The 18,387-nt window shown below is 35.4% G+C and carries 17 protein-coding genes; 10 read left to right on the top strand and 7 right to left on the bottom strand.

What is annotated here, in order from left to right:
* Positions 1-2: 2 nt before the first annotated feature.
* Genes urtC through CXF59_RS13615 form a run of 3 tightly spaced genes read left to right on the top strand, consistent with a single transcriptional unit; the run spans position 3 to position 2,546 of the window.
* Positions 3-1,034, top strand: a complete 1,032-nt coding sequence (gene urtC / locus CXF59_RS13625) for an urea ABC transporter permease subunit UrtC (protein WP_101138291.1) — start codon at positions 3-5, stop codon at positions 1,032-1,034.
* The gene (locus tag CXF59_RS13620; RefSeq protein WP_101138290.1) at positions 1,027-1,797 is read left to right on the top strand and encodes an ATP-binding cassette domain-containing protein; all 771 of its coding nucleotides are present in this window, start codon (positions 1,027-1,029) and stop codon (positions 1,795-1,797) included. Before urtC ends, CXF59_RS13620 begins: the two co-directional genes overlap by 8 nt.
* Before the next feature lie 50 nt (positions 1,798-1,847).
* Entirely contained in the window at positions 1,848-2,546 is a 699-nt protein-coding gene (locus CXF59_RS13615; RefSeq protein WP_101138289.1) for an ATP-binding cassette domain-containing protein, read from the top strand.
* A gap of 86 nt (positions 2,547-2,632) precedes the next feature.
* Here CXF59_RS13615 and odhB read toward each other — a convergent pair whose 3' ends face one another.
* Positions 2,633-3,856 (bottom strand): 2-oxoglutarate dehydrogenase complex dihydrolipoyllysine-residue succinyltransferase, encoded by a 1,224-nt coding sequence (gene odhB, locus CXF59_RS13610; protein ID WP_101138288.1) that lies wholly within the window; start codon positions 3,854-3,856, stop codon positions 2,633-2,635.
* Positions 3,857-4,013: 157 nt separating this feature from the next.
* Entirely contained in the window at positions 4,014-6,791 is a 2,778-nt protein-coding gene (locus CXF59_RS13605; protein ID WP_101138287.1) for a 2-oxoglutarate dehydrogenase E1 component, read from the bottom strand.
* 106 nt (positions 6,792-6,897) lie between these two features.
* On the opposite strand from CXF59_RS13605, the gene CXF59_RS13600 reads away from it, so the two are divergent.
* Positions 6,898-7,440 (top strand): hypothetical protein, encoded by a 543-nt coding sequence (locus CXF59_RS13600; protein ID WP_198554700.1) that lies wholly within the window; start codon positions 6,898-6,900, stop codon positions 7,438-7,440.
* A gap of 81 nt (positions 7,441-7,521) precedes the next feature.
* Here the strand turns inward: CXF59_RS13600 and CXF59_RS13595 are convergent, their stop codons facing one another.
* Both CXF59_RS13595 and CXF59_RS13590 read right to left on the bottom strand, forming a co-directional pair.
* Entirely contained in the window at positions 7,522-7,875 is a 354-nt protein-coding gene (locus CXF59_RS13595; RefSeq protein ID WP_101138286.1) for a hypothetical protein, read from the bottom strand.
* Positions 7,876-7,938: 63 nt separating this feature from the next.
* Positions 7,939-8,913, bottom strand: a complete 975-nt coding sequence (locus CXF59_RS13590) for a polyprenyl synthetase family protein (RefSeq protein ID WP_101138553.1) — start codon at positions 8,911-8,913, stop codon at positions 7,939-7,941.
* Between the two features lie 156 nt (positions 8,914-9,069).
* Here CXF59_RS13590 and CXF59_RS13585 point away from each other — a divergent pair, with 156 nt between their 5' ends.
* The 6 genes from CXF59_RS13585 to CXF59_RS13560 all read left to right on the top strand — a co-directional run bounded on the left by CXF59_RS13585 (position 9,070) and on the right by CXF59_RS13560 (position 16,748).
* On the top strand, positions 9,070-9,612 hold the full coding sequence (locus CXF59_RS13585; RefSeq protein WP_101138285.1) for a YceI family protein: 543 nt from the start codon (positions 9,070-9,072) through the stop codon (positions 9,610-9,612).
* 94 nt (positions 9,613-9,706) lie between these two features.
* On the top strand, positions 9,707-10,483 hold the full coding sequence (locus tag CXF59_RS13580; RefSeq protein WP_101138284.1) for an SDR family oxidoreductase: 777 nt from the start codon (positions 9,707-9,709) through the stop codon (positions 10,481-10,483).
* Positions 10,483-11,079 carry a TetR/AcrR family transcriptional regulator gene (locus CXF59_RS13575; protein ID WP_101138283.1) on the top strand — a complete coding sequence of 199 codons (597 nt, stop codon included), beginning with the start codon at positions 10,483-10,485 and terminating at the stop codon, positions 11,077-11,079. Before CXF59_RS13580 ends, CXF59_RS13575 begins: the two co-directional genes overlap by 1 nt.
* Positions 11,079-12,422 carry a TolC family protein gene (locus CXF59_RS13570; RefSeq protein WP_101138282.1) on the top strand — a complete coding sequence of 448 codons (1,344 nt, stop codon included), beginning with the start codon at positions 11,079-11,081 and terminating at the stop codon, positions 12,420-12,422. Before CXF59_RS13575 ends, CXF59_RS13570 begins: the two co-directional genes overlap by 1 nt.
* 4 nt (positions 12,423-12,426) lie before the next feature.
* Complete coding sequence (locus CXF59_RS13565; RefSeq protein ID WP_101138281.1) at positions 12,427-13,494, top strand: efflux RND transporter periplasmic adaptor subunit; 1,068 nt, start codon at positions 12,427-12,429, stop codon at positions 13,492-13,494.
* Between the two features lie 80 nt (positions 13,495-13,574).
* On the top strand, positions 13,575-16,748 hold the full coding sequence (locus CXF59_RS13560) for an efflux RND transporter permease subunit (RefSeq protein ID WP_101138280.1): 3,174 nt from the start codon (positions 13,575-13,577) through the stop codon (positions 16,746-16,748).
* Positions 16,749-16,900: 152 nt separating this feature from the next.
* Here the strand turns inward: CXF59_RS13560 and CXF59_RS13555 are convergent, their stop codons facing one another.
* The 3 genes from CXF59_RS13555 to CXF59_RS15515 form a co-directional block, all read right to left on the bottom strand.
* Entirely contained in the window at positions 16,901-17,248 is a 348-nt protein-coding gene (locus CXF59_RS13555; RefSeq protein WP_101138279.1) for a toxin-antitoxin system YwqK family antitoxin, read from the bottom strand.
* Positions 17,249-17,595: 347 nt separating this feature from the next.
* Entirely contained in the window at positions 17,596-17,793 is a 198-nt protein-coding gene (locus CXF59_RS15520) for a thioredoxin family protein (protein WP_232758883.1), read from the bottom strand.
* A 6-nt stretch (positions 17,794-17,799) separates the two neighbouring features.
* Positions 17,800-18,081: a TlpA disulfide reductase family protein gene (locus CXF59_RS15515; RefSeq protein WP_232758881.1), complete on the bottom strand. Its 282-nt coding sequence runs from the start codon at positions 18,079-18,081 to the stop codon at positions 17,800-17,802.
* Positions 18,082-18,387 lie beyond the last annotated feature (306 nt).

The raw sequence follows: 18,387 nt of genomic DNA, 5'->3' as shown, positions 1-18,387 counted from the left end.
AAATGAAACAAAAAACAATATCTATATTATTAATTGCAATCCTCATAATTGTTCCAATTTTTGTATTATCAGATTTCCGTCTTTCTTTACTAAGTAAGTTTTTAGTATTTTCAATAGTAGCAATCTCTATCAATCTATTATGGGGTTATAGTGGTATTTTGAGCTTGGGACATGGTGTCTATTTTGCTCTTGGCGGTTACGCTATGGCTATGTACCTCAAGTTGCAATCCCAACCCCTACCTGATTTTATGGAATGGTCCGGAATAGAAGCGCTACCTTGGTTCTGGAAACCCTTTCAATACCTTCCTGTTGCCTTAGCAATGGTTGTTATTTTACCTGTGTCTCTTGCTTTACTAGTTGGAATACCACTTTTTAAATCAGGAACTAAAGGGGTCTATTTTACCATTATTAGTCAAGCCATAACACTAATAATGTCTATACTTTTTATAGGCCAACAAGGTTTAACAGGTGGATCAAACGGAATCACAGGATTTAAAGGATTATTTGGATACCCCTTAGGCGACCCAACTTTAATTAAAATATTATACCTAATTGTAGTAGCCGTATTAATCGCAATCTATTTTATTTGCAAATTCATGCTTAATACGCACGCTGGAGCAATTATAAGAGCTATCAGAGATAGAGAAACAAGACTTCGTTTTTTAGGTTACAAAACAGACTCCTTCAAAATACTTACACTAGCAACATCAGCTGCAATAGCAGGGATTGCAGGCGCATTATTTGTACCTATTGTGGGAATTATATCCCCCTCAATTATGAGTATCTTAATGTCTACCGAGTTTGTGATTTGGGTAGCTATCGGAGGAAGAGCTACGTTATTGGGTCCAATCGTTGGGGCATTAGTAATAAACTATGCTAAAACTAGTTTTTCTGAATCCATGCCAGAGTACTGGTGGTATTTTTATGGTTTTCTATTCATTACGGCCACTATAATAGTTCCAAAAGGGATTATAGGAAGCTTAATTGAGAAAAAATGGTTTTACAACGTATTTAACAAAACTAAAAATGAATAAAGATTTTTACAGATTAATTGATCCCATTATTGGTTTATATGATGTCGAAGTGAATTTTGACGGCTACAAAGCACTAAATAACATAAATATCGATTTCCCAGCAAAAGGAGTTCAATTCATTATTGGCCCCAATGGCGCAGGAAAAACTACCATTCTGGATGCTATTTGTGGTAGAGTCAAAACTTCAAAAGGGAAAATTATATATAAAGGAGATACTGAAATCCAAAACGACAAACCGGAAAACATTGTTCATTTAGGCATTAGTCGAAAGTTTCAAAACCCGACAATTTTTAATAACCAAACAGTTTATGAAAACATGAAATTAGCCTTAATTTCAGGAAAATCTACTATTTGGTATCTTTTCAATTCTAAAATTTCTGGAGAACAAGAAGCTCTAATTGACGAAACACTAGAGAAATTAAATTTATTACAATTTAAATGCTCTATTAGCGGATCTTTATCGCATGGGCAAAAACAATGGCTAGAGATTGCAATGGCTATCATAAACAGCCCCGAATTACTATTAGTTGATGAACCCATAGCCGGAATGTCTCCAAACGAACGCGACAAAACTGGTGAATTACTAACCCAGATTGCTGAAGACCGAACTGTGTTTGTAGTAGAGCATGACATGAAGTTTGTAAGCAATTTTTCTACAACTGTACTTGTTATGCATGAAGGTATGATAATAGACCGTGGTACTTTTGATCAAATTGTAAATAATCAACAGGTGATTGAGATTTATTTGGGGAGACAAAAATAGACTCATTATATAGTCTCTCCAATAGTCAACACCGTTATAATAAAATAAAAATGTTAGAAATAAAAAATTTGACCGCTGGATATTCAGATGAAACCGCGGCTATTCACGATATCAACATTAAGGTCCCCAAAAATGAAATTTGTTCCATAATAGGAAGTAATGGAGCTGGAAAAACAACTCTTTTAAAAGCTATTATGGGATTACTGCCTACTTCCAATGGAGAAATAATTTTTGACGGAAATGATATCTCTAAAATGGATTCGGAAACTATATCACAATTAGGAATTGGATATGTACCGCAAGGACGTATGATTTTTCCTTATCTAACAGTAGAAGAAAATCTTTTATTAGGCTGTGAAGTTCGAAAAATGAACTTAAAAAAAGCACTTGAAATTGGGTATGGGTATTTCCCAGATTTAAAAGGAATCAGCAAACGCAAAGGAGGCATGCTTAGTGGTGGACAACAACAACAATTGGCAATTGCTCGCATGCTTGTCATAGAGCCTAAAATGATCATTCTAGACGAACCTGCCGAAGGAGTACAACCCAATGTCGTACAGGAAATAGGAAGAATATTAAAAAATATCACCTCTGAATTGAATGTTTCTGTACTTTTGGTAGAACAATTTGTAGGTTTTGCACTAAATTTATCAAGTTCTTATTATTTCCTTCAAGGCGGACAAATCACAAATGGAGGAATCATTACCGATGAAAACCGAACTTCGATTATTGAAAATATTAAACTATAAAAGACCTATACAGTTTTAAAGTATAGCACAAAAAAATCCCGTTTGAATAGTCAAACGGGACTTTTAGTTATTTTAAAATATAATTCTTATAACTCGAAAGCTTTCTTAGGGTCATTATCCAATAATAACTCCATTGGGTTTTCTAGCGCTTCTTTAACAGCAACCAAGAAACCAACAGACTCTTTACCATCAATAATCCTATGGTCATATGAAAGTGCAACATACATCATTGGATGAATTTCTACCTTACCGTTTACGGCAATTGGACGTTCGATAATGTTGTGCATTCCCAGAATTCCTGATTGTGGAGGGTTGATAATTGGAGTAGACAACATGCTTCCAAATACACCACCATTGGTAATTGTAAAGGTACCACCAGTCATATCATCAACAGTGATTTGTCCATCACGTGCTCTGATAGCTAATCTTTTGATATCAGCTTCTACGCCACGGAAAGTCAAATTCTCTGCATTACGGACAACAGGAACCATTAGTCCTTTTGGTCCTGAAACTGCGATTGAGATATCACAGAAATCGTAAGCAATTTTATAATCCCCATCCATCATAGAGTTGACATCTGGATATAATTTCAATGCTCTTGTAACCGCTTTTGTAAAGAAAGACATATATCCTAAACCAACACCCGCGTGTTTTGCTTTGAATGCTTCTTTGTACTCGTTACGAATCAAGTTGATAGGCGTCATGTTTACTTCATTAAAAGTAGTCAACATGGCTGTTTCATTTTTAGCGGTAACCAACCTTTCTGCTACTTTACGACGTAACATTGACAGTTTTGTACGCTCAGATGCACGGCTTCCTCCGGTAGGAGTTCCCATAGATGGCGTAGCATTTACGGCATCATCTTTAGTAATCCTTCCGTCTTTTCCTGTTCCTTTAACTGCAGTAGATGCTATGTTTTTTTCGTCTAGAATTTTTCTTGCAGCTGGAGATGGTGTTCCTGAAGCATATGTTGCGGCCGGAGCGGCTGCTGCTGGAGCTGGAGCCACTGCTTTTGGCGCTTCGGCAACCGGAGCTGCCGGAGCCGCTTCTGAGTCAGAACCTTCTGGTTTAGCTCCTTCTGTGTCAATTAAACAAACTACTGCTCCTACTGCCACTGCATCACCTTCTTCCGCTTTTAATGTGATAATCCCACTCGCTTCCGCAGGTAACTCTAGAGTTGCTTTATCAGAGTCAACCTCAGCAATTGCTTGGTCTTTCTCTACATAATCTCCGTCTTTTACCAACCAAGTTGCAATTTCAACTTCTGTTATAGACTCCCCTGGTGATGGGACTTTCATTTCTAAAATCATCTTGTATAATTTTTAAATTATGAATTTTTATTATTCGAATTGTTTTAACAACAACTACTGCTTATTTTGTACTCGTATTTTAGCTCTGACGGAAAACGCTGCCCCAACTTTTTAACTTAGTTGAAGCATCACGGACTTCGGTATTAGAAAATAGCCTCTAATTATTAAATAAATCTTTATCAAAAACCATTCGTATTGCATCTGCCATACGGCGTTTAGCTCTCGTGGAGCTTCCTGAAGCTGATGCAGAATAGGCCTTCAAAGACGCCAATCTCCATTTTACTAAGTTGAAGTTCATTAACATGAAGCTATATGCCCCCATATTTTTTGGCTCTTCTTGTGCCCAAACGTAATCGTCAGCATTTGGATATTTTGCTATGATTGCTTTTAACTGCGCTACCGGTAACGGGAACAATTGCTCTATTCTTACAATCGCTACGTCTTTGCGTTCATTTTTCTCTCTTTCGGCGGTAAGCTCGTAATAGAATTTACCAGTACAGAAAACTAAAGTTTTAACATCTGCTTTATTCACAGTATCGTCATCGATCGTTTCCTGAAAACTTCCGTTTTCGAATTCTTCAATAGTAGAAACGCATCTTGAATCACGCAATAAACTCTTAGGGGTAAACACGATAAGTGGCTTGCGAAATTTCGTTTTCATTTGCCTTCTCAACAAGTGAAAAAAGTTAGCGGGTGTTGTACAATCAGCTACATACATGTTTTGTCTTGCACATAATTGCAAATAGCGCTCCATTCTTCCTGACGAGTGCTCTGCCCCTTGTCCTTCATATCCATGAGGCAATAATAAAACAATCCCGTTTTGATTGTTCCACTTATCCTCCCCACATGAAATGTATTGGTCTATCATAATCTGGGCTCCGTTACTGAAATCTCCAAATTGCGCTTCCCAAATTGTTAAGGTATTTGGATTTGCTAATGCATATCCATAATCAAACCCTAAAACTCCGTATTCAGACAATAACGAGTTGTAGATATTAAAGTTTCCATTTTTACCTTCCAATCTATCGATTAATGTTACTTCTTCTTCAGAGTCTTCTACTTTTACGACCGCATGACGATGAGAGAAAGTTCCACGTTCTACATCTTGTCCAGAAATACGAACATCAAAACCTTCCTGTAGTAAGGATCCATAAGCTAAATGCTCAGCCATTCCCCAATCAAGCCTGTTTGTATCGAAAAACATTGTTTTTCTATCGTTGATTAACTTTTGAATTTTATTGATAAACTTTTTGTCCGTTGGCAAATTACAAACAGCATCAGCGACCTGAGTTAACCCAGCTTTTGAGTAGGAAGTATCTACCTTTTCCAGCATTTGTACGTCAGTGACCTGCTCAAAACCTAACCATTCATTTCTCATGAACGGTGTGATTATTGTTAAATCTTTCTTACGAGAAGCTTCTAGGTTCATTTCCAGATCAGCTTTGTATTCCTTTTCAAGACTTTTTACATGAGTGGCGTCAATTATACCATCAGCTATTAATTTGTCAGCATAAATATCTCTAGGGTTTTTATGTTTTGCAATAATTTTATAGAGCACCGGTTGCGTAAAACGAGGTTCATCACCTTCGTTATGACCGTACTTTCTATATCCTAATAAGTCAATAAATACATCGCGTGCAAATCGCATTCTAAAATCCAATGCAAAAATCATAGCGTGCACCACTGCTTCAGCATCATCTGCATTTACATGAAGCACTGGAGATAAAGTTACTTTAGCTACATCTGTGCAATAAGTTGACGATCGCGCATCTAAGTAATTTGTTGTAAAACCAACTTGGTTATTAATTACAATGTGAATTGTACCACCTGTCTTATACCCCTCTAATTGAGCCATTTGTACAATTTCATAAAGTATCCCTTGTCCCGCAATCGCAGCATCACCGTGAACGGCAATAGGTAATACTTTTGAAAAGTCATTCGGGAAATACTTATCTTGTTTCGCTCTTGTAATTCCTTCGATTACTGCACCTACTGTTTCAAGGTGTGAAGGATTAGGCGCCAAGTTGATATTGATTTTCTTCCCTGTTCTTGTTGTCTTATCAGCAGTAAGCCCTAAGTGATACTTAACATCACCGTCAAAATATTCTTTATCGTAATCTTTACCTTCGAATTCTCCAAAAATATCTTGCGTAGATTTGCCAAATATGTTTGCCAATATATTTAAACGGCCACGATGTGCCATTCCCATTACAAATTGCTCCACTCCCATCTCGGCAGCTCTTTCAATTAATGTGTCGAGAGCTGGAATTATTGACTCTCCTCCTTCCAATGAGAAACGTTTTTGACCCACGTATTTAGTGTGCAAAAAGTTCTCAAAAGAAACTGCTTCATTTAATTTCCGAAGAATTGATTTCTTCTGATCAACTGAAAAGCCGGGCAAGTTGTCGTTTTGTCCTACTTTTTCTTGTATCCATTGAACAATCTCTGGCTTTCTTATGTACATATATTCAACACCAATGTGCTGGCAATAGATAGCATCTAGATGTGCTATTATTTCAGTAAGTGTAGAAGGCACCTTGCCTACTATTTTACCGGCATCAAAAACGGTATTTAAATCCGCAGATGAAAGTCCAAAATTACTGATATCGAGGGAAGGTTCAAAAACCCTTCTGTCTCTAACGGGATTTGTTTTTGTAAACAGATGCCCACGGGTACGGTACCCTTCTATCAGTTTTAGTACGTTAAATTCTTTGTGAAGTTTTTCCGAAATTTGATCATAGTCAGCGGTTCCAGCAGATGGGCTGGCAACGCTTTGTGCTGGAGCCTCCCCGTCGAAGGATTCCATTCCAAAGTCAAAACCTTGAAAAAAACTTCTCCAACTTGGCTCTACGCTATCTGGGTTGTCTAAGTACTGATCGTATAATTGTGCGAAAAATTCTGTATGTGCTGCGTTTAGAAATGAAAACCTATCCATAATATTAGTGAATATACTTTTAGTTAAAATAGTCGTACAAAAGTACAATAATCCGCTAAATTTATATTTACTTTTATATATTAATATGTTAAAAGAATAAATACTTATGCGAAAAAACCGATATAAGACTATTTCAAAGTCCGTTTTGATTGTCTTTAGCACATTAATTTCAAATACTTTGTTGGCACAACAACAAACAATTACACCTAAATTGAGCGGTAATTTCTGGAAAAATGTCCAGTATGGAGGAGGAATTGGTTTAGGCTTTGGATCTGATTATACTGATATTTCTTTGGCTCCAAGTGCCATTTATAATTTTAATGAGTATGTAGCTTTAGGTATTGGAGCTCAATACACCTATCTAAAACAACGAAATTACTATGCGTCCCATTTATATGGCGGCAGTATTATAGGGTTGTTTAATCCCATTCAAGCAATCCAGCTTTCTGCCGAATTAGAAGAGCTGCGTGTCAATATCAATTTAGATGGATCTAACAGTAACTCTCAAGATTATTGGAATACCGGTTTGTTTTTAGGAGCTGGATACCGTAGCGGAAATGCGACCATAGGAGCCCGTTACAATGTACTAAACGATACCAATAATATTTACGGTAGCGCTTTCATGCCTTTTGTCAGGGTTTATTTTTGAGAAAGAAATAGAATATAGATTAAAGAGAATAGACTAAAGAACCGAAGGTAGTCGCGCGTTAAACCCAATAAAACCGATCCTCTAACTGTATTTATTTTTAAACCAAACTTTTTGCCATTCTCTTTTTAGTATCAGAAAAGAGACCTGCTCTGCCAATATGACCAAATCTGAACCGTCCATTTTTTTGACTTCATCTTCAGAGACATCGATAATATATAGCAGATTGAGGTATTCGGCAAATTTGTACTGAATCAATCGATATATTTTTTCATGCAATTGAATTTTTAATTCATTGGGAGAAATACTGATTGGAAAATCTATCGCTTCATTGGCTAAATTAAAATCCTTATTAATTTGTTCAACTAATTTAAGATATAAAGCTTCTTTTTCTGCTTCAGAAAATAGTAAATCTGTATTTTTAGGAGCTATAAACATGGTTGTTTTTGATTGTATACTGTTGATTTTTCGACTAGATATTTTGCATAACTATCTGCAAAATCAAACCTTTCGCCCCATTAAATTTTTGCCAAAAACTCTTAATACATCCTTTTTCGCTTCTTCGATATTCATTTTTTCCAAGGTTTCAAAAGCCTTAAAAGTATAATCTTGTATTGCGTCTTGAGTCGCTTTAGATGCTCCTGAATTATTAAAAATTTCTTTTACGGAGTCAATTTTAACTAAATTATCCTCAAGCTGCGTCGAAAATAACTGCTGTAATTGAGCTGCTTCTTCTTTTGAAGAAAACGCGATAGCTTTTAAATACAAGTATGTTTTTTTATTTTCTATAATATCACCCCCTACTCGCTTTCCAAAAGTTTTTGGATTGCCAAAAGCATCAAGATAATCGTCCTGCAATTGAAAAGCCAAACCTAAATTTAACCCAAACTCATAAATCAACTCAGCATTTTCCACTGAAGCTTCAGCTACTATAGCTCCCATTTTCATGGCTGCAGCCACAAGAACCGCTGTCTTATACTCAATCATTTTAAGGTACTCCGGAATGGTAACGTCATCTCGGGTTTCAAAATCGACATCCCATTGTTGCCCTTCACAAACTTCGAGTGCCGTTTTGCTAAATAATTTTGCCAATCTCATAAAAACACCTGGCTCATATTGTTCAAAATATTGGTATGCTAAAATAAGCATGGCGTCACCCGATAAAATCCCAGTGTTAACACCCCATTTTTCATGAACAGTTATATTCCCTCTTCTCAAAGGGGCATCATCCATAATATCATCATGAACTAAGGAAAAATTATGAAAAACCTCTACAGCCATAGCTGCAGGAAGCGCTTTATTATAATCTCCATTAAAAACTTCTGTAGTCATTAATGTTAGGACTGGACGAATTCGTTTTCCACCTAACCCTAATATATAGGCAATAGGCTCATACAAATTTTCAGGCTCTTTAGTAATAGCCTGCTTTTCTAAATAAGTGATGAAAAAATCCTGAAACTGGTCAATGGCATGCATAAAACTAAATTTTTGGGCTAATTTACAGCATTCATCCTTCATTACAAACTACGTTTTTAAATGAACTGTAAAATAAATAAAAAAAACAACGGAAACTATTTTAGTATTCAAAGTTTCCGCATTACATTTGCATTCGCAATTTAACTTATTATCATCATGAATTCATCCCTCCCCATTACAGCCACAAAATGGACTATTGACTCCAATCAATCTGATGTTCTAATCAAAGCAAGACATTCCATAATCGCATACATAGCAGGCTCTCTTAATAAATTTAATGGACATTTAGATATTTATGAAGATGAGATAGAAGATGCCTCAGTTGAATTTCAATTAGATGTCAAAAACAATGAAACCAGCATCGATCACATTGACAATCATTTAATCCTAAATGATTATTTAGACATTGACACCTTTCCTTCTATCCATTTCAAATCAACATCATTTCAAAAAATAAGTAAAAACATCAATTTCTTGAAAGGAAACCTCAGGATTAAAAATATTACGAAAGTAATTGAACTTGATGCCGAATTAATTGCGATAACCACTTGTGAAGGAAAAAGAAAAGCATTGTTTGAAATTACAGGACAAATAAATCGTAGAGATTTTGACCTCACAACAAACTCCTATACGCAAACAGCTGGGCTTGCTTTAGGTCAGGACATTAAACTGATCGCCAACTTGGAGTTCATGATTTAATCCATATAATGTTAAACTTATGCAAATACTTTGGAAACTATTTTGGTGTTCAAAGTTTCCGCAATACTTTTGTGCTGCAAAAACTTCACGACAAATGAAAAAAACAGCCCTTATTACCGGAGCATCTAGCGGAATAGGATTTGAACTTGCTAAAATATTTGCCAGAGAAGGAAATGATCTTGTATTGGTCGCAAGAAATGTCTCGAAACTTCAAGAACTAAAAAACAGTCTTGAAAAAGAATTTTCAATAAAAGCATTCATTATTGCAAAAGACTTATCAAAAATTGATTCAGCTCAAGAAGTGTATAATGAACTAAAAAATAAAAGCATTGTTATTGATTATTTGATAAACAATGCCGGATTTGGAGATTTTGGAATGTTTACGGATACCAATTGGAAAAAAGAAGAAGAAATGATTCAATTGAATATTACAACATTAACCCAATTCACCAAGCTCTTTTTAAAAGACATGGTTCTTCAAAAAAAAGGCAAAATAATGAATGTTGCCTCTACTGCTGCATTTCAACCAGGGCCAACAATGGCGGTATACTATGCAACAAAGTCCTATGTATTGCATTTCTCAGAGGCAATTGACAATGAGGTTCGTGATAAAGGTATTACTGTGACCGCATTGTGTCCCGGTGCCACCGAAAGTGGATTTCAAGATGCCGCTGACATGAATGAAAGCAAATTAGTAAAAGGCAGAAAATTACCAACATCAAAAGAAGTGGCAGAATATGGTTTTAGAGCAATGATGAAAGGAAAAAGAGTCGCAATTCATGGTTTATTCAATTCCATCATGGCAAATTCAATTCGGTTTACACCAAGAGCTCTAACCGTAAAACTGGTTAGATTAATCCAAGATAAATAATGAAAGAGAAAATAATTAGCAAAGCAAGTGAAATGTTTATAAAACTAGGTTTTAAGAGTATTACAATGGACGATATCGCCGGTGAAATGTCTATTTCTAAAAAAACGATTTACAAATATTTTTGCAATAAAGAAATTCTAATTGAAGAAAGCACCGCCTTAATGCATACAGAGATACACGAAATCATTAACAACATTGTAAGTAAAGAGCACAATGCAATTCGAGAAAATTTTGAAATTCGAAAAATGTTCAAAGAAATGTTTCAATCATCAGATACCTCTCCTATCTATCAATTAAAAAAACATTATCCTGAAATTCATGAAAAAGTAATGCTACGAGAGATAAATGAATGTAATACTGTTTTTAAAAAAAATATTGAACAAGGTATTAAACAAGGACTTTATCGAGAAAATATAAATATTGAAAACTATACAAGATTTTATTACAACTTAATCTTTTCCATAAAAGAAAGTACCAGTTCAGAAAAAGAATCACAACAATTAGAATTAGAAATTTTAGAATACCATACCAGAGCTATGGCCACTGCTGCTGGACTAATCGAACTTGAAAAACATTTACTAAATCCGACAATATAATGAAGAGATTAATTTTAATATCATTCCTAACATTTGCTTTTATGGCAAATGCACAAGAAGTAAAATCACTTACCTTGAAGGACGCTATTACTTATGCTTTAGAAAACAAATCTGATGCTAAAAAAGCAAGACTTAAAGTAGAAAATAGCAAATACCAAATTCAGGAAGTTCGTTCCAGAGCCTTACCGAAAATTAATGCGAATGGAGGACTGACTTACAATCCCATTTTGCAAACTACTTTTCTCGATGCAGGATCTTTCGGAGGAGAGCCGGGAACTACTATTCAGGCTACTTTTGGTCAAAAATGGGTTTCAACTGCTGGGGTTTCTTTGACTCAAAACTTATTTGACCAATCTGTTTTCACTGGTTTACAAGCGGCTAAAACAACCCGAGAGTTTTACCAAATAAATGAACAGTTAACGGAAGAACAAGTAATCGAGAGAGTGGCAAATAACTACTACCAAGTCTATGTTCGCCGACAAAATTTAAACGTTTTGGACAGCACTTATTTAAACACTGCTAAAGTGAAAAATATTATAAAAGGACGCTATGAAAATGGTTTATCAAAAAAAATTGATTTGGATCGAATTATAGTGAAACTTTCAAATATAAAAACACAACGACAACAAGTATTGAATGGCGTTCAAATTCAAGAAAATGCCTTGAAATTTTATATGGGAATGCCAATTGAATCAAAAATTGAAATTCCCCAAGCTGCTTTTGAAGTAACGCCTCAGGCATTTTCAGAAATACCGAATACGGAGACCCGAACAGAGTTTTTACTGATGAAAAAACAGGAACAACTGTTAGAATTCCAAAAACAATCAGTGATTGCGGGTTACTACCCAACACTATCGCTTTCTGCAGGATACAATTATATAGGTCAAGGTCCAAAAATGCCTTGGGGAGCAAAACCGACCGATGGAGTTTATTGGACTGATTTTTCCTCGATAGGTTTAAATTTGAGAGTCCCTATTTTCTCTGGATTTGAGACACGCTCTAAAGTTAGACAAGCAGATATCCAATTAAGAGCTGTAAAAGAAGATTTAATAGACACAAAACTATCTCTTGATTTGGCTTATGCCAATGCAAAAACTCTAATTGACAATAGTATTATAACGATACAGAACCAAAAAGGGAATGCACAATTAGCGCAAGACGTATTAAAAAACACCAAAAATAATTACATACAGGGTTTAGCTTCTTTAACTGATTTATTAGATGCGGAAAATGCCTTTACTGAGGCACAAAACAACTACACCTCTGCAATCTTAGATTACAAACTAGCAGAAATTCAACTAATAAAATCCAAAGGAGAACTAAAATCACTACTAAATAATTAATACAATGAAAAAAAATATAACTATCGCAATTGTAATACTCGGCGCATTGGGGCTTATTACTTTTACTTTAATGAATAACAAAAAAGAAAACGCAGCAAAAACCGCGATTGTCGCAGAAAAAAATGCTAGTGTATCCGTGAAAACAGAAGCAGTTAAGACCGAAGAAATTTCTTTAGACTTTTCAGTAAATGGAAATTTTGAACCGATACAAGAGTTAACTTTTTCAGCTGAAAAATCGGGGAAAGTGATTAGTGTTCTTGTAAACGAAGGGGATTATGTAAAAGTAGGTCAAACATTAGTCATTATTAGAAGCGACGCTATAAATGTAAATGCCCAAATGGCTAAAGCGGTTTATAATAACGCCCAAGCGGATTATGCCAGATATGAAAATGCGTTTAATTCCGGAGGAGTCACCAAACAACAATTAGACCAAGCGAAATTAGCTATGACTAATGCGGGATCTAACTTGAAACAAGCGAATATTAACGTAGGCGACACCAAGGTAAAAGCGCCAATAAAAGGATTTATCAACAAAAGATATATTGAGCCGGGTTCTATGCTGACTGCGATGCCTGTTACGGCAATGTTTGAAATTGTAAATGTTTCCTCATTAAAGTTGACTGTTACAGTTGACGAAAGCCAGGTTGCTAATTTAAAATTGGGAGGTCCAGTAAACGTTACCGCGAGTGTTTATCCTGATGTCAACTTTACCGGAAAAATTACTTTCATCGCTCAAAAAGCAGATTCCAGCTTAAACTTTCCAGTAGAAATAGAAATTACAAACAGCGCTTCTAATGACCTAAAAGCGGGAATGTATGGAACGGCAGAATTTGCTTCAAAACAACAAAAACAATCTATGATGGTAGTACCTCGAAATGCCTTTGTGGGAAGTGTAAGCAGCAACCAGATTTTTGTCGTAGAAAACGGAATAGCTAAATTAAAGAATGTAACGGCAGGAAGAATTCTTGGTGATAAAGTAGAGATCTTAAACGGACTTTCTGATAATGAAATTGTAATTGTCACGGGTCAAATTAACTTGACTGACGGAACAAAAGTGGAGATTATCAAATAAATCGAAAATTGTTCCAGATGTAAAATTTCAAGTTTGTTAAACTAAAATTTTACCCCCTGAAACCTGAAACTAAATTATATATGAAATTAGCAGAAATATCCATAAAACGTCCGTCGTTAGTAATTGTACTGTTTACGATTTTGATTCTTGGCGGGCTCTTTAGCTACAGTCAATTGGGCTATGAATTAATCCCTAAATTTGAACAGAATGTTATTACTGTGGCAACCATATACCCTGGTGCTTCTCCTTCTGAAGTAGAAAATACGGTAACTAAAAAAATTGAAGACGCTGTAGCTTCTTTGGAAAACATTAAAAAAATTGACTCTCGTTCGTACGAAAGTTTATCGACAGTTTCCATTACACTGAACACGAAAGCAAAAGTCGATCTTTCACTAAACGATGCGCAACGTAAAATAAATGCCATCATAAGTGATTTACCTAAAGATGCTAAAGCACCGTCCTTAAGCAAATTCTCATTAAGTGATTTACCAATTATGACCATTGGTGCCAATGGTAATATGGATGAAGTTGCTTTTTATGACTTAATCGATAAAAAAATAGCTCCCGTTTTATCCCGTGTAAATGGAGTGGCTCAGGTAAACATTATTGGTGGACAGGAACGTGAAATACAAGTGAGTCTTGACGCTATTAAAATGCAAGGGTATGGCCTTTCAATCCCGCAAGTACAACAGATAATCTTATCCTCTAACTTAGACTTTCCTACTGGTAATATTCAAACACGTGACAAAAAAATATTGATTCGTTTAGCTGGTAAATACAAAAATGTACAAGAGCTAAGAAATTTAGTCGTGTCTTCAAAAAACGGAATCCAAATTCGTTTAAGTGATATTGCAGATGTTCAAGATGGACAAAAAACAGCTGAAAAAATTGCTCGTGTTGATCAAAAGAGCGCTATCATTTTACAAATCGTGAAACAATCGGATGCCAATGCAGTTGCAGTTAGTGAGCAAGTGTATAAAACCATCACGAAATTAGAAAACGATTATAAAGAAAACGCAGTGAAATTGAATGTCGCTAATGACAGTACTATTTTTACCTTAGAAGCTGCTGATTCGGTAATCCATGATTTATTGATTGCTGTATTTCTTGTTGCCTTTGTCATGTTATTTTTCTTGCACAGTATCAGAAACTCCTTGATTGTGATGGTTTCTATTCCTGCTTCTTTGATCTCTACCTTCATCGGATTTTACTATCTGGGATATACTTTAAACTTAATGAGTTTATTGGGACTATCGCTGGTTGTGGGTATTCTTGTTGATGATGCCATTGTGGTATTAGAGAATATCTACAGGCACATGGAAATGGGAAAAAACAGGGTGCGTGCAGCTTATGAAGGAACAGCCGAAATAGCCGGAACCGTAACCTCCATTACCCTAGTAATTGTTGTCGTATTCTTACCGATTGCGATGAGTACGGGATTAGTTTCAAATATCATTACACAGTTTTGTGTTACGGTAATTATCTCCACTTTATTCTCCTTACTGGCGTCATTTACGATAATTCCTTGGTTGTCTTCTCGTTTTGGGAAACTAGAACATATTGAAGGTAAAAATGCTTTTGGAAGAGTTATTCTTGGATTCGAAAAAATATTAACTCGTTTTACTAATTGGATTACCAATTTATTAAAATGGTGTTTAGATCATTACAAAACTACTTTAGCTGTTGTGCTGGTTTTATTCTTTAGTTCAATAGCATTAGTTCCGTTTGGATTCATTGGTGGAGAGTTTTTTGCCAAATCAGATAGTGGAGAATTTTTGGTTCAAATAGAATTGCCAAAAGATGCGTCATTGGAACAAAGTAATTTTATGGCGCAAAAGGCAGAAGCTTTTTTGAACACACAAAAATATGTGAAAAGTCTGATTACTAAGGTAGGCCAAACCAGTGAAGGCATGGGTGCTTCTCAATCTACTGCATACAAATCAGAGATTGATGTGAAAATGATTGATCAAAAAGACAGGACAGATGATTCATACGTCTATGCCGCCAGGATGAAGTTGCAATTAGAAAAAATATTGGTTGGTGCCAAAGTAAAAACAGTGCCGGTAGGTATTCTTGGAACTGCCGAAGATGCACCTATTGCATTAATTGTTACAGGAACAAGCTTAGAAAGCGCGATGGTTTTTGCAAAAGCCGCCGAAAAAGAACTAAACAAAATCCCCGGTGCTACTGGAGTTAAATTATCTGTAGAGACTGGAAACCCTGAAATTAACGTTCAGGTCGACAGAGATAAAATGGCCGCCCTTGGACTTTCGTTGCAAACTGTTGGTATGACCATGCAAACTGCTTATAGCGGTAATACGGACGGTAAATTTAGAGCTGGTGAATATGAGTACGATATCAACATCAAGTACAGTAGTTTCGATAGGAAAAGTATTAATGATGTAAGCAACCTTATTTTTATGAATGACAGAGGGGAACAAATAAAGTTATCTCAATTTGCCACTATCAAAGAAGGTTCAGGACCAAGTCAATTAGAACGTAGAGACAAAACAGCATCCGTTACCGTAAAAGGACAAACTGTTGGTGTTCCAGTAGGAACAGTTGTTGCTCAACTTGAAGAGAAATTGACGATAATGAAAAAACCGGTTGGAGTGAATTATATTTGGGGTGGTGATCAAGAAAATCAAAGTGAAGGTTTTGGAACCTTAGGTTTTGCTTTATTAGCTGCTATCATCCTGGTTTATCTCGTGATGGTTGGATTATATGATAGTTTTGCTCACCCGTTTGTGGTATTATTTGCCATACCCCTTTCCTTTATTGGAGCCTTGTTAGCCTTAGCTTTAACAAACAACACTTTAAATATATTTACCATTCTTGGAGTTATTATGCTAATTGGTCTGGTTTGTAAAAATGCGATTATGCTTGTGGATTACACGAACCAGCGACGAGCTGCCGGTGAAACAATCAGAACCGCATTAATCCAAGCCAATCACGCCCGTTTGCGTCCTATTTTGATGACAACAATCGCCATGGTATTTGGTATGTTCCCTATTGCTTTAGCAGCCGGAGCAGGAGCCGAATGGAAAAATGGATTAGCATGGGTAATCATTGGTGGTTTAATCAGTTCACTATTCCTCACGTTGATTATTGTTCCGGTAATTTATGAAATCATGGAAAAACTAATCTATAAATTTACAAAAGGAAAGAAAACAGATTTTGACGCGCTGATAGTCGCTGATTATGAACCTCAAGTATTGAGCGAGGATGAATATAATAAGGAGCATAAAGGGTAACGGTATTTCTTTAAAACACAAAAATTCCTGTTCATTAGTTTGAACAGGAATTTTTTTTGCGTTAGACTGTATTATTGCATTCCCAACTTTACTAAATAAAAAAAGGCTTCCGTCAGTAACGAAAGCCTTTTTAAAAAATTATTTTTTTTTACTTATTCAGCAATAACCAAAGCATCATGTTTCCAACTTTTAACCGAAGCAATTTTATTATTTGAATAATCTACTTCACTTAAAGTAGCATTATTCCAAAAAAACCACTTCCCAGTTTTTTGACCTTTATCATATACTGCAATAGCTGTTTTATTACCATCGGTATCATAAGAAGTCCATTCTCCTTGTAATTTCCCGTTTTTATAAAAACCTACTTGCTGCATCTTACCATTGTCATGAAAGGAGGTTGCTTTAACTAACTTTCCAACAGCTTCTAACTGTGGCTTTTCATTTTGAGCGAAAATCATTCCTGAAATGAAGACGGTGGCTATAGCTATATATATTTTCATGACGTACTATTTTAATTGTTTCTCTAACAAATATAAAAGATTATTTACGTTTAAAACACAATTTGATAACAATTTAATAACATTGAGTAAAAACTTAACATTGGAAATTCATGAGCTATGCTATCTAATTACAAACACACATTCCTTGTATTGATTGTTTTTCGCTAAAGCGATTAATGAAATAGCGTTAAACTTAATAACTATAATAACAGGAGAAACAAATCTAAAAGGAATGAGCTCGACACAATATCGAGCTCATTATTATTACAATTACTTATAAATTTGTCCACACTTTTGGGTACAGTCTAAAAAATGATGAACCTTTTTTTGTGTTTAATATGAAGCCCCTAATCTAAAAGTGCATCCACCTCTCCTTCAAGACTCGGTGACAAAGGTCTAGCAGCATCAGCTTTTACAATTTTTCTATTTGGATCTGTCAGAATGAATCTTGGGATTCCTGAGATAGCATAGTCCTTTACAAACTGAGAATTCCAGTCATTATCAACAAAAACTTGAACTCCGCCTAATTCTTTGCCTTTTACCATCGATTTTCATTTCTCGATATCCTCTAGTTTGTCATTGGAAATACTCACGAAAGCAATGTTTCGATCATGGAACTTCTCTTCTATCTTTTTTAAAGAAGGAATTTCGGCAAGACAAGGACCGCACCAAGTAGCCCAAACATCAATGTAAACATATTTCCCTTTAAAATCTTCGAGTTTCGTTTTTCCGCCATAATAGTTATCGCAATCAAAAGAAGGCGACAAATTAAAATTTAGCTTATTAGCCTCCCTTATTTGTCTATTATATTTAGTCCAAAATTTCACAGACATTTCTATAATTTTCTTTTACAGGATTACGCAATTAGGATCTAACTTTTTGTCGTTTAACTTTAAAAAGTAGGGCGCCTTTTTTTCGTTAACAAGCTTCGCAAAATCAACAGTGCTTGAAGCCAAAAGCGTATTATAATCGTATTTAGTATACGCTATTGCGTTTTCTGCCAAAAAATTATTTTCCCGAGCATCTTTTTCAGAGTAGACAATCGATTCATCAAATTTTTGAGAAACAGTTGGGTATACTCCAAACGTAAAACAACATATAAAACACCTCTTCCACCGTAAAAGAATCCTTAATAACAC

The sequence above is a fragment of the Flavobacterium sp. ALD4 genome (genome assembly GCF_002836475.1).
Taxonomy (GTDB): Bacteria; Bacteroidota; Bacteroidia; order Flavobacteriales; family Flavobacteriaceae; genus Flavobacterium.
Note: the sequence above shows the minus strand (reverse complement) of the source record. Positions and strands in the feature narration are given on the sequence as shown.

Excerpts from the sequence above, each read along its gene's own strand:
- urtC (WP_101138291.1), top strand. The coding sequence starts at position 3 with ATGAAACAAAAAACAATATCTATATTATTAATTGCAATCCTCATAATT.
- CXF59_RS13620 (WP_101138290.1), top strand. The coding sequence starts at position 1,027 with ATGAATAAAGATTTTTACAGATTAATTGATCCCATTATTGGTTTATAT.
- CXF59_RS13615 (WP_101138289.1), top strand. The coding sequence starts at position 1,848 with ATGTTAGAAATAAAAAATTTGACCGCTGGATATTCAGATGAAACCGCG.
- odhB (WP_101138288.1), bottom strand. The coding sequence starts at position 3,856 with ATGATTTTAGAAATGAAAGTCCCATCACCAGGGGAGTCTATAACAGAA.
- CXF59_RS13605 (WP_101138287.1), bottom strand. The coding sequence starts at position 6,791 with ATGGATAGGTTTTCATTTCTAAACGCAGCACATACAGAATTTTTCGCA.
- CXF59_RS13600 (WP_198554700.1), top strand. The coding sequence starts at position 6,898 with ATGCGAAAAAACCGATATAAGACTATTTCAAAGTCCGTTTTGATTGTC.
- CXF59_RS13595 (WP_101138286.1), bottom strand. The coding sequence starts at position 7,875 with ATGTTTATAGCTCCTAAAAATACAGATTTACTATTTTCTGAAGCAGAA.
- CXF59_RS13590 (WP_101138553.1), bottom strand. The coding sequence starts at position 8,913 with ATGCATGCCATTGACCAGTTTCAGGATTTTTTCATCACTTATTTAGAA.
- CXF59_RS13585 (WP_101138285.1), top strand. The coding sequence starts at position 9,070 with ATGAATTCATCCCTCCCCATTACAGCCACAAAATGGACTATTGACTCC.
- CXF59_RS13580 (WP_101138284.1), top strand. The coding sequence starts at position 9,707 with ATGAAAAAAACAGCCCTTATTACCGGAGCATCTAGCGGAATAGGATTT.
- CXF59_RS13575 (WP_101138283.1), top strand. The coding sequence starts at position 10,483 with ATGAAAGAGAAAATAATTAGCAAAGCAAGTGAAATGTTTATAAAACTA.
- CXF59_RS13570 (WP_101138282.1), top strand. The coding sequence starts at position 11,079 with ATGAAGAGATTAATTTTAATATCATTCCTAACATTTGCTTTTATGGCA.
- CXF59_RS13565 (WP_101138281.1), top strand. The coding sequence starts at position 12,427 with ATGAAAAAAAATATAACTATCGCAATTGTAATACTCGGCGCATTGGGG.
- CXF59_RS13560 (WP_101138280.1), top strand. The coding sequence starts at position 13,575 with ATGAAATTAGCAGAAATATCCATAAAACGTCCGTCGTTAGTAATTGTA.
- CXF59_RS13555 (WP_101138279.1), bottom strand. The coding sequence starts at position 17,248 with ATGAAAATATATATAGCTATAGCCACCGTCTTCATTTCAGGAATGATT.
- CXF59_RS15520 (WP_232758883.1), bottom strand. The coding sequence starts at position 17,793 with ATGGTAAAAGGCAAAGAATTAGGCGGAGTTCAAGTTTTTGTTGATAAT.
- CXF59_RS15515 (WP_232758881.1), bottom strand. The coding sequence starts at position 18,081 with ATGTCTGTGAAATTTTGGACTAAATATAATAGACAAATAAGGGAGGCT.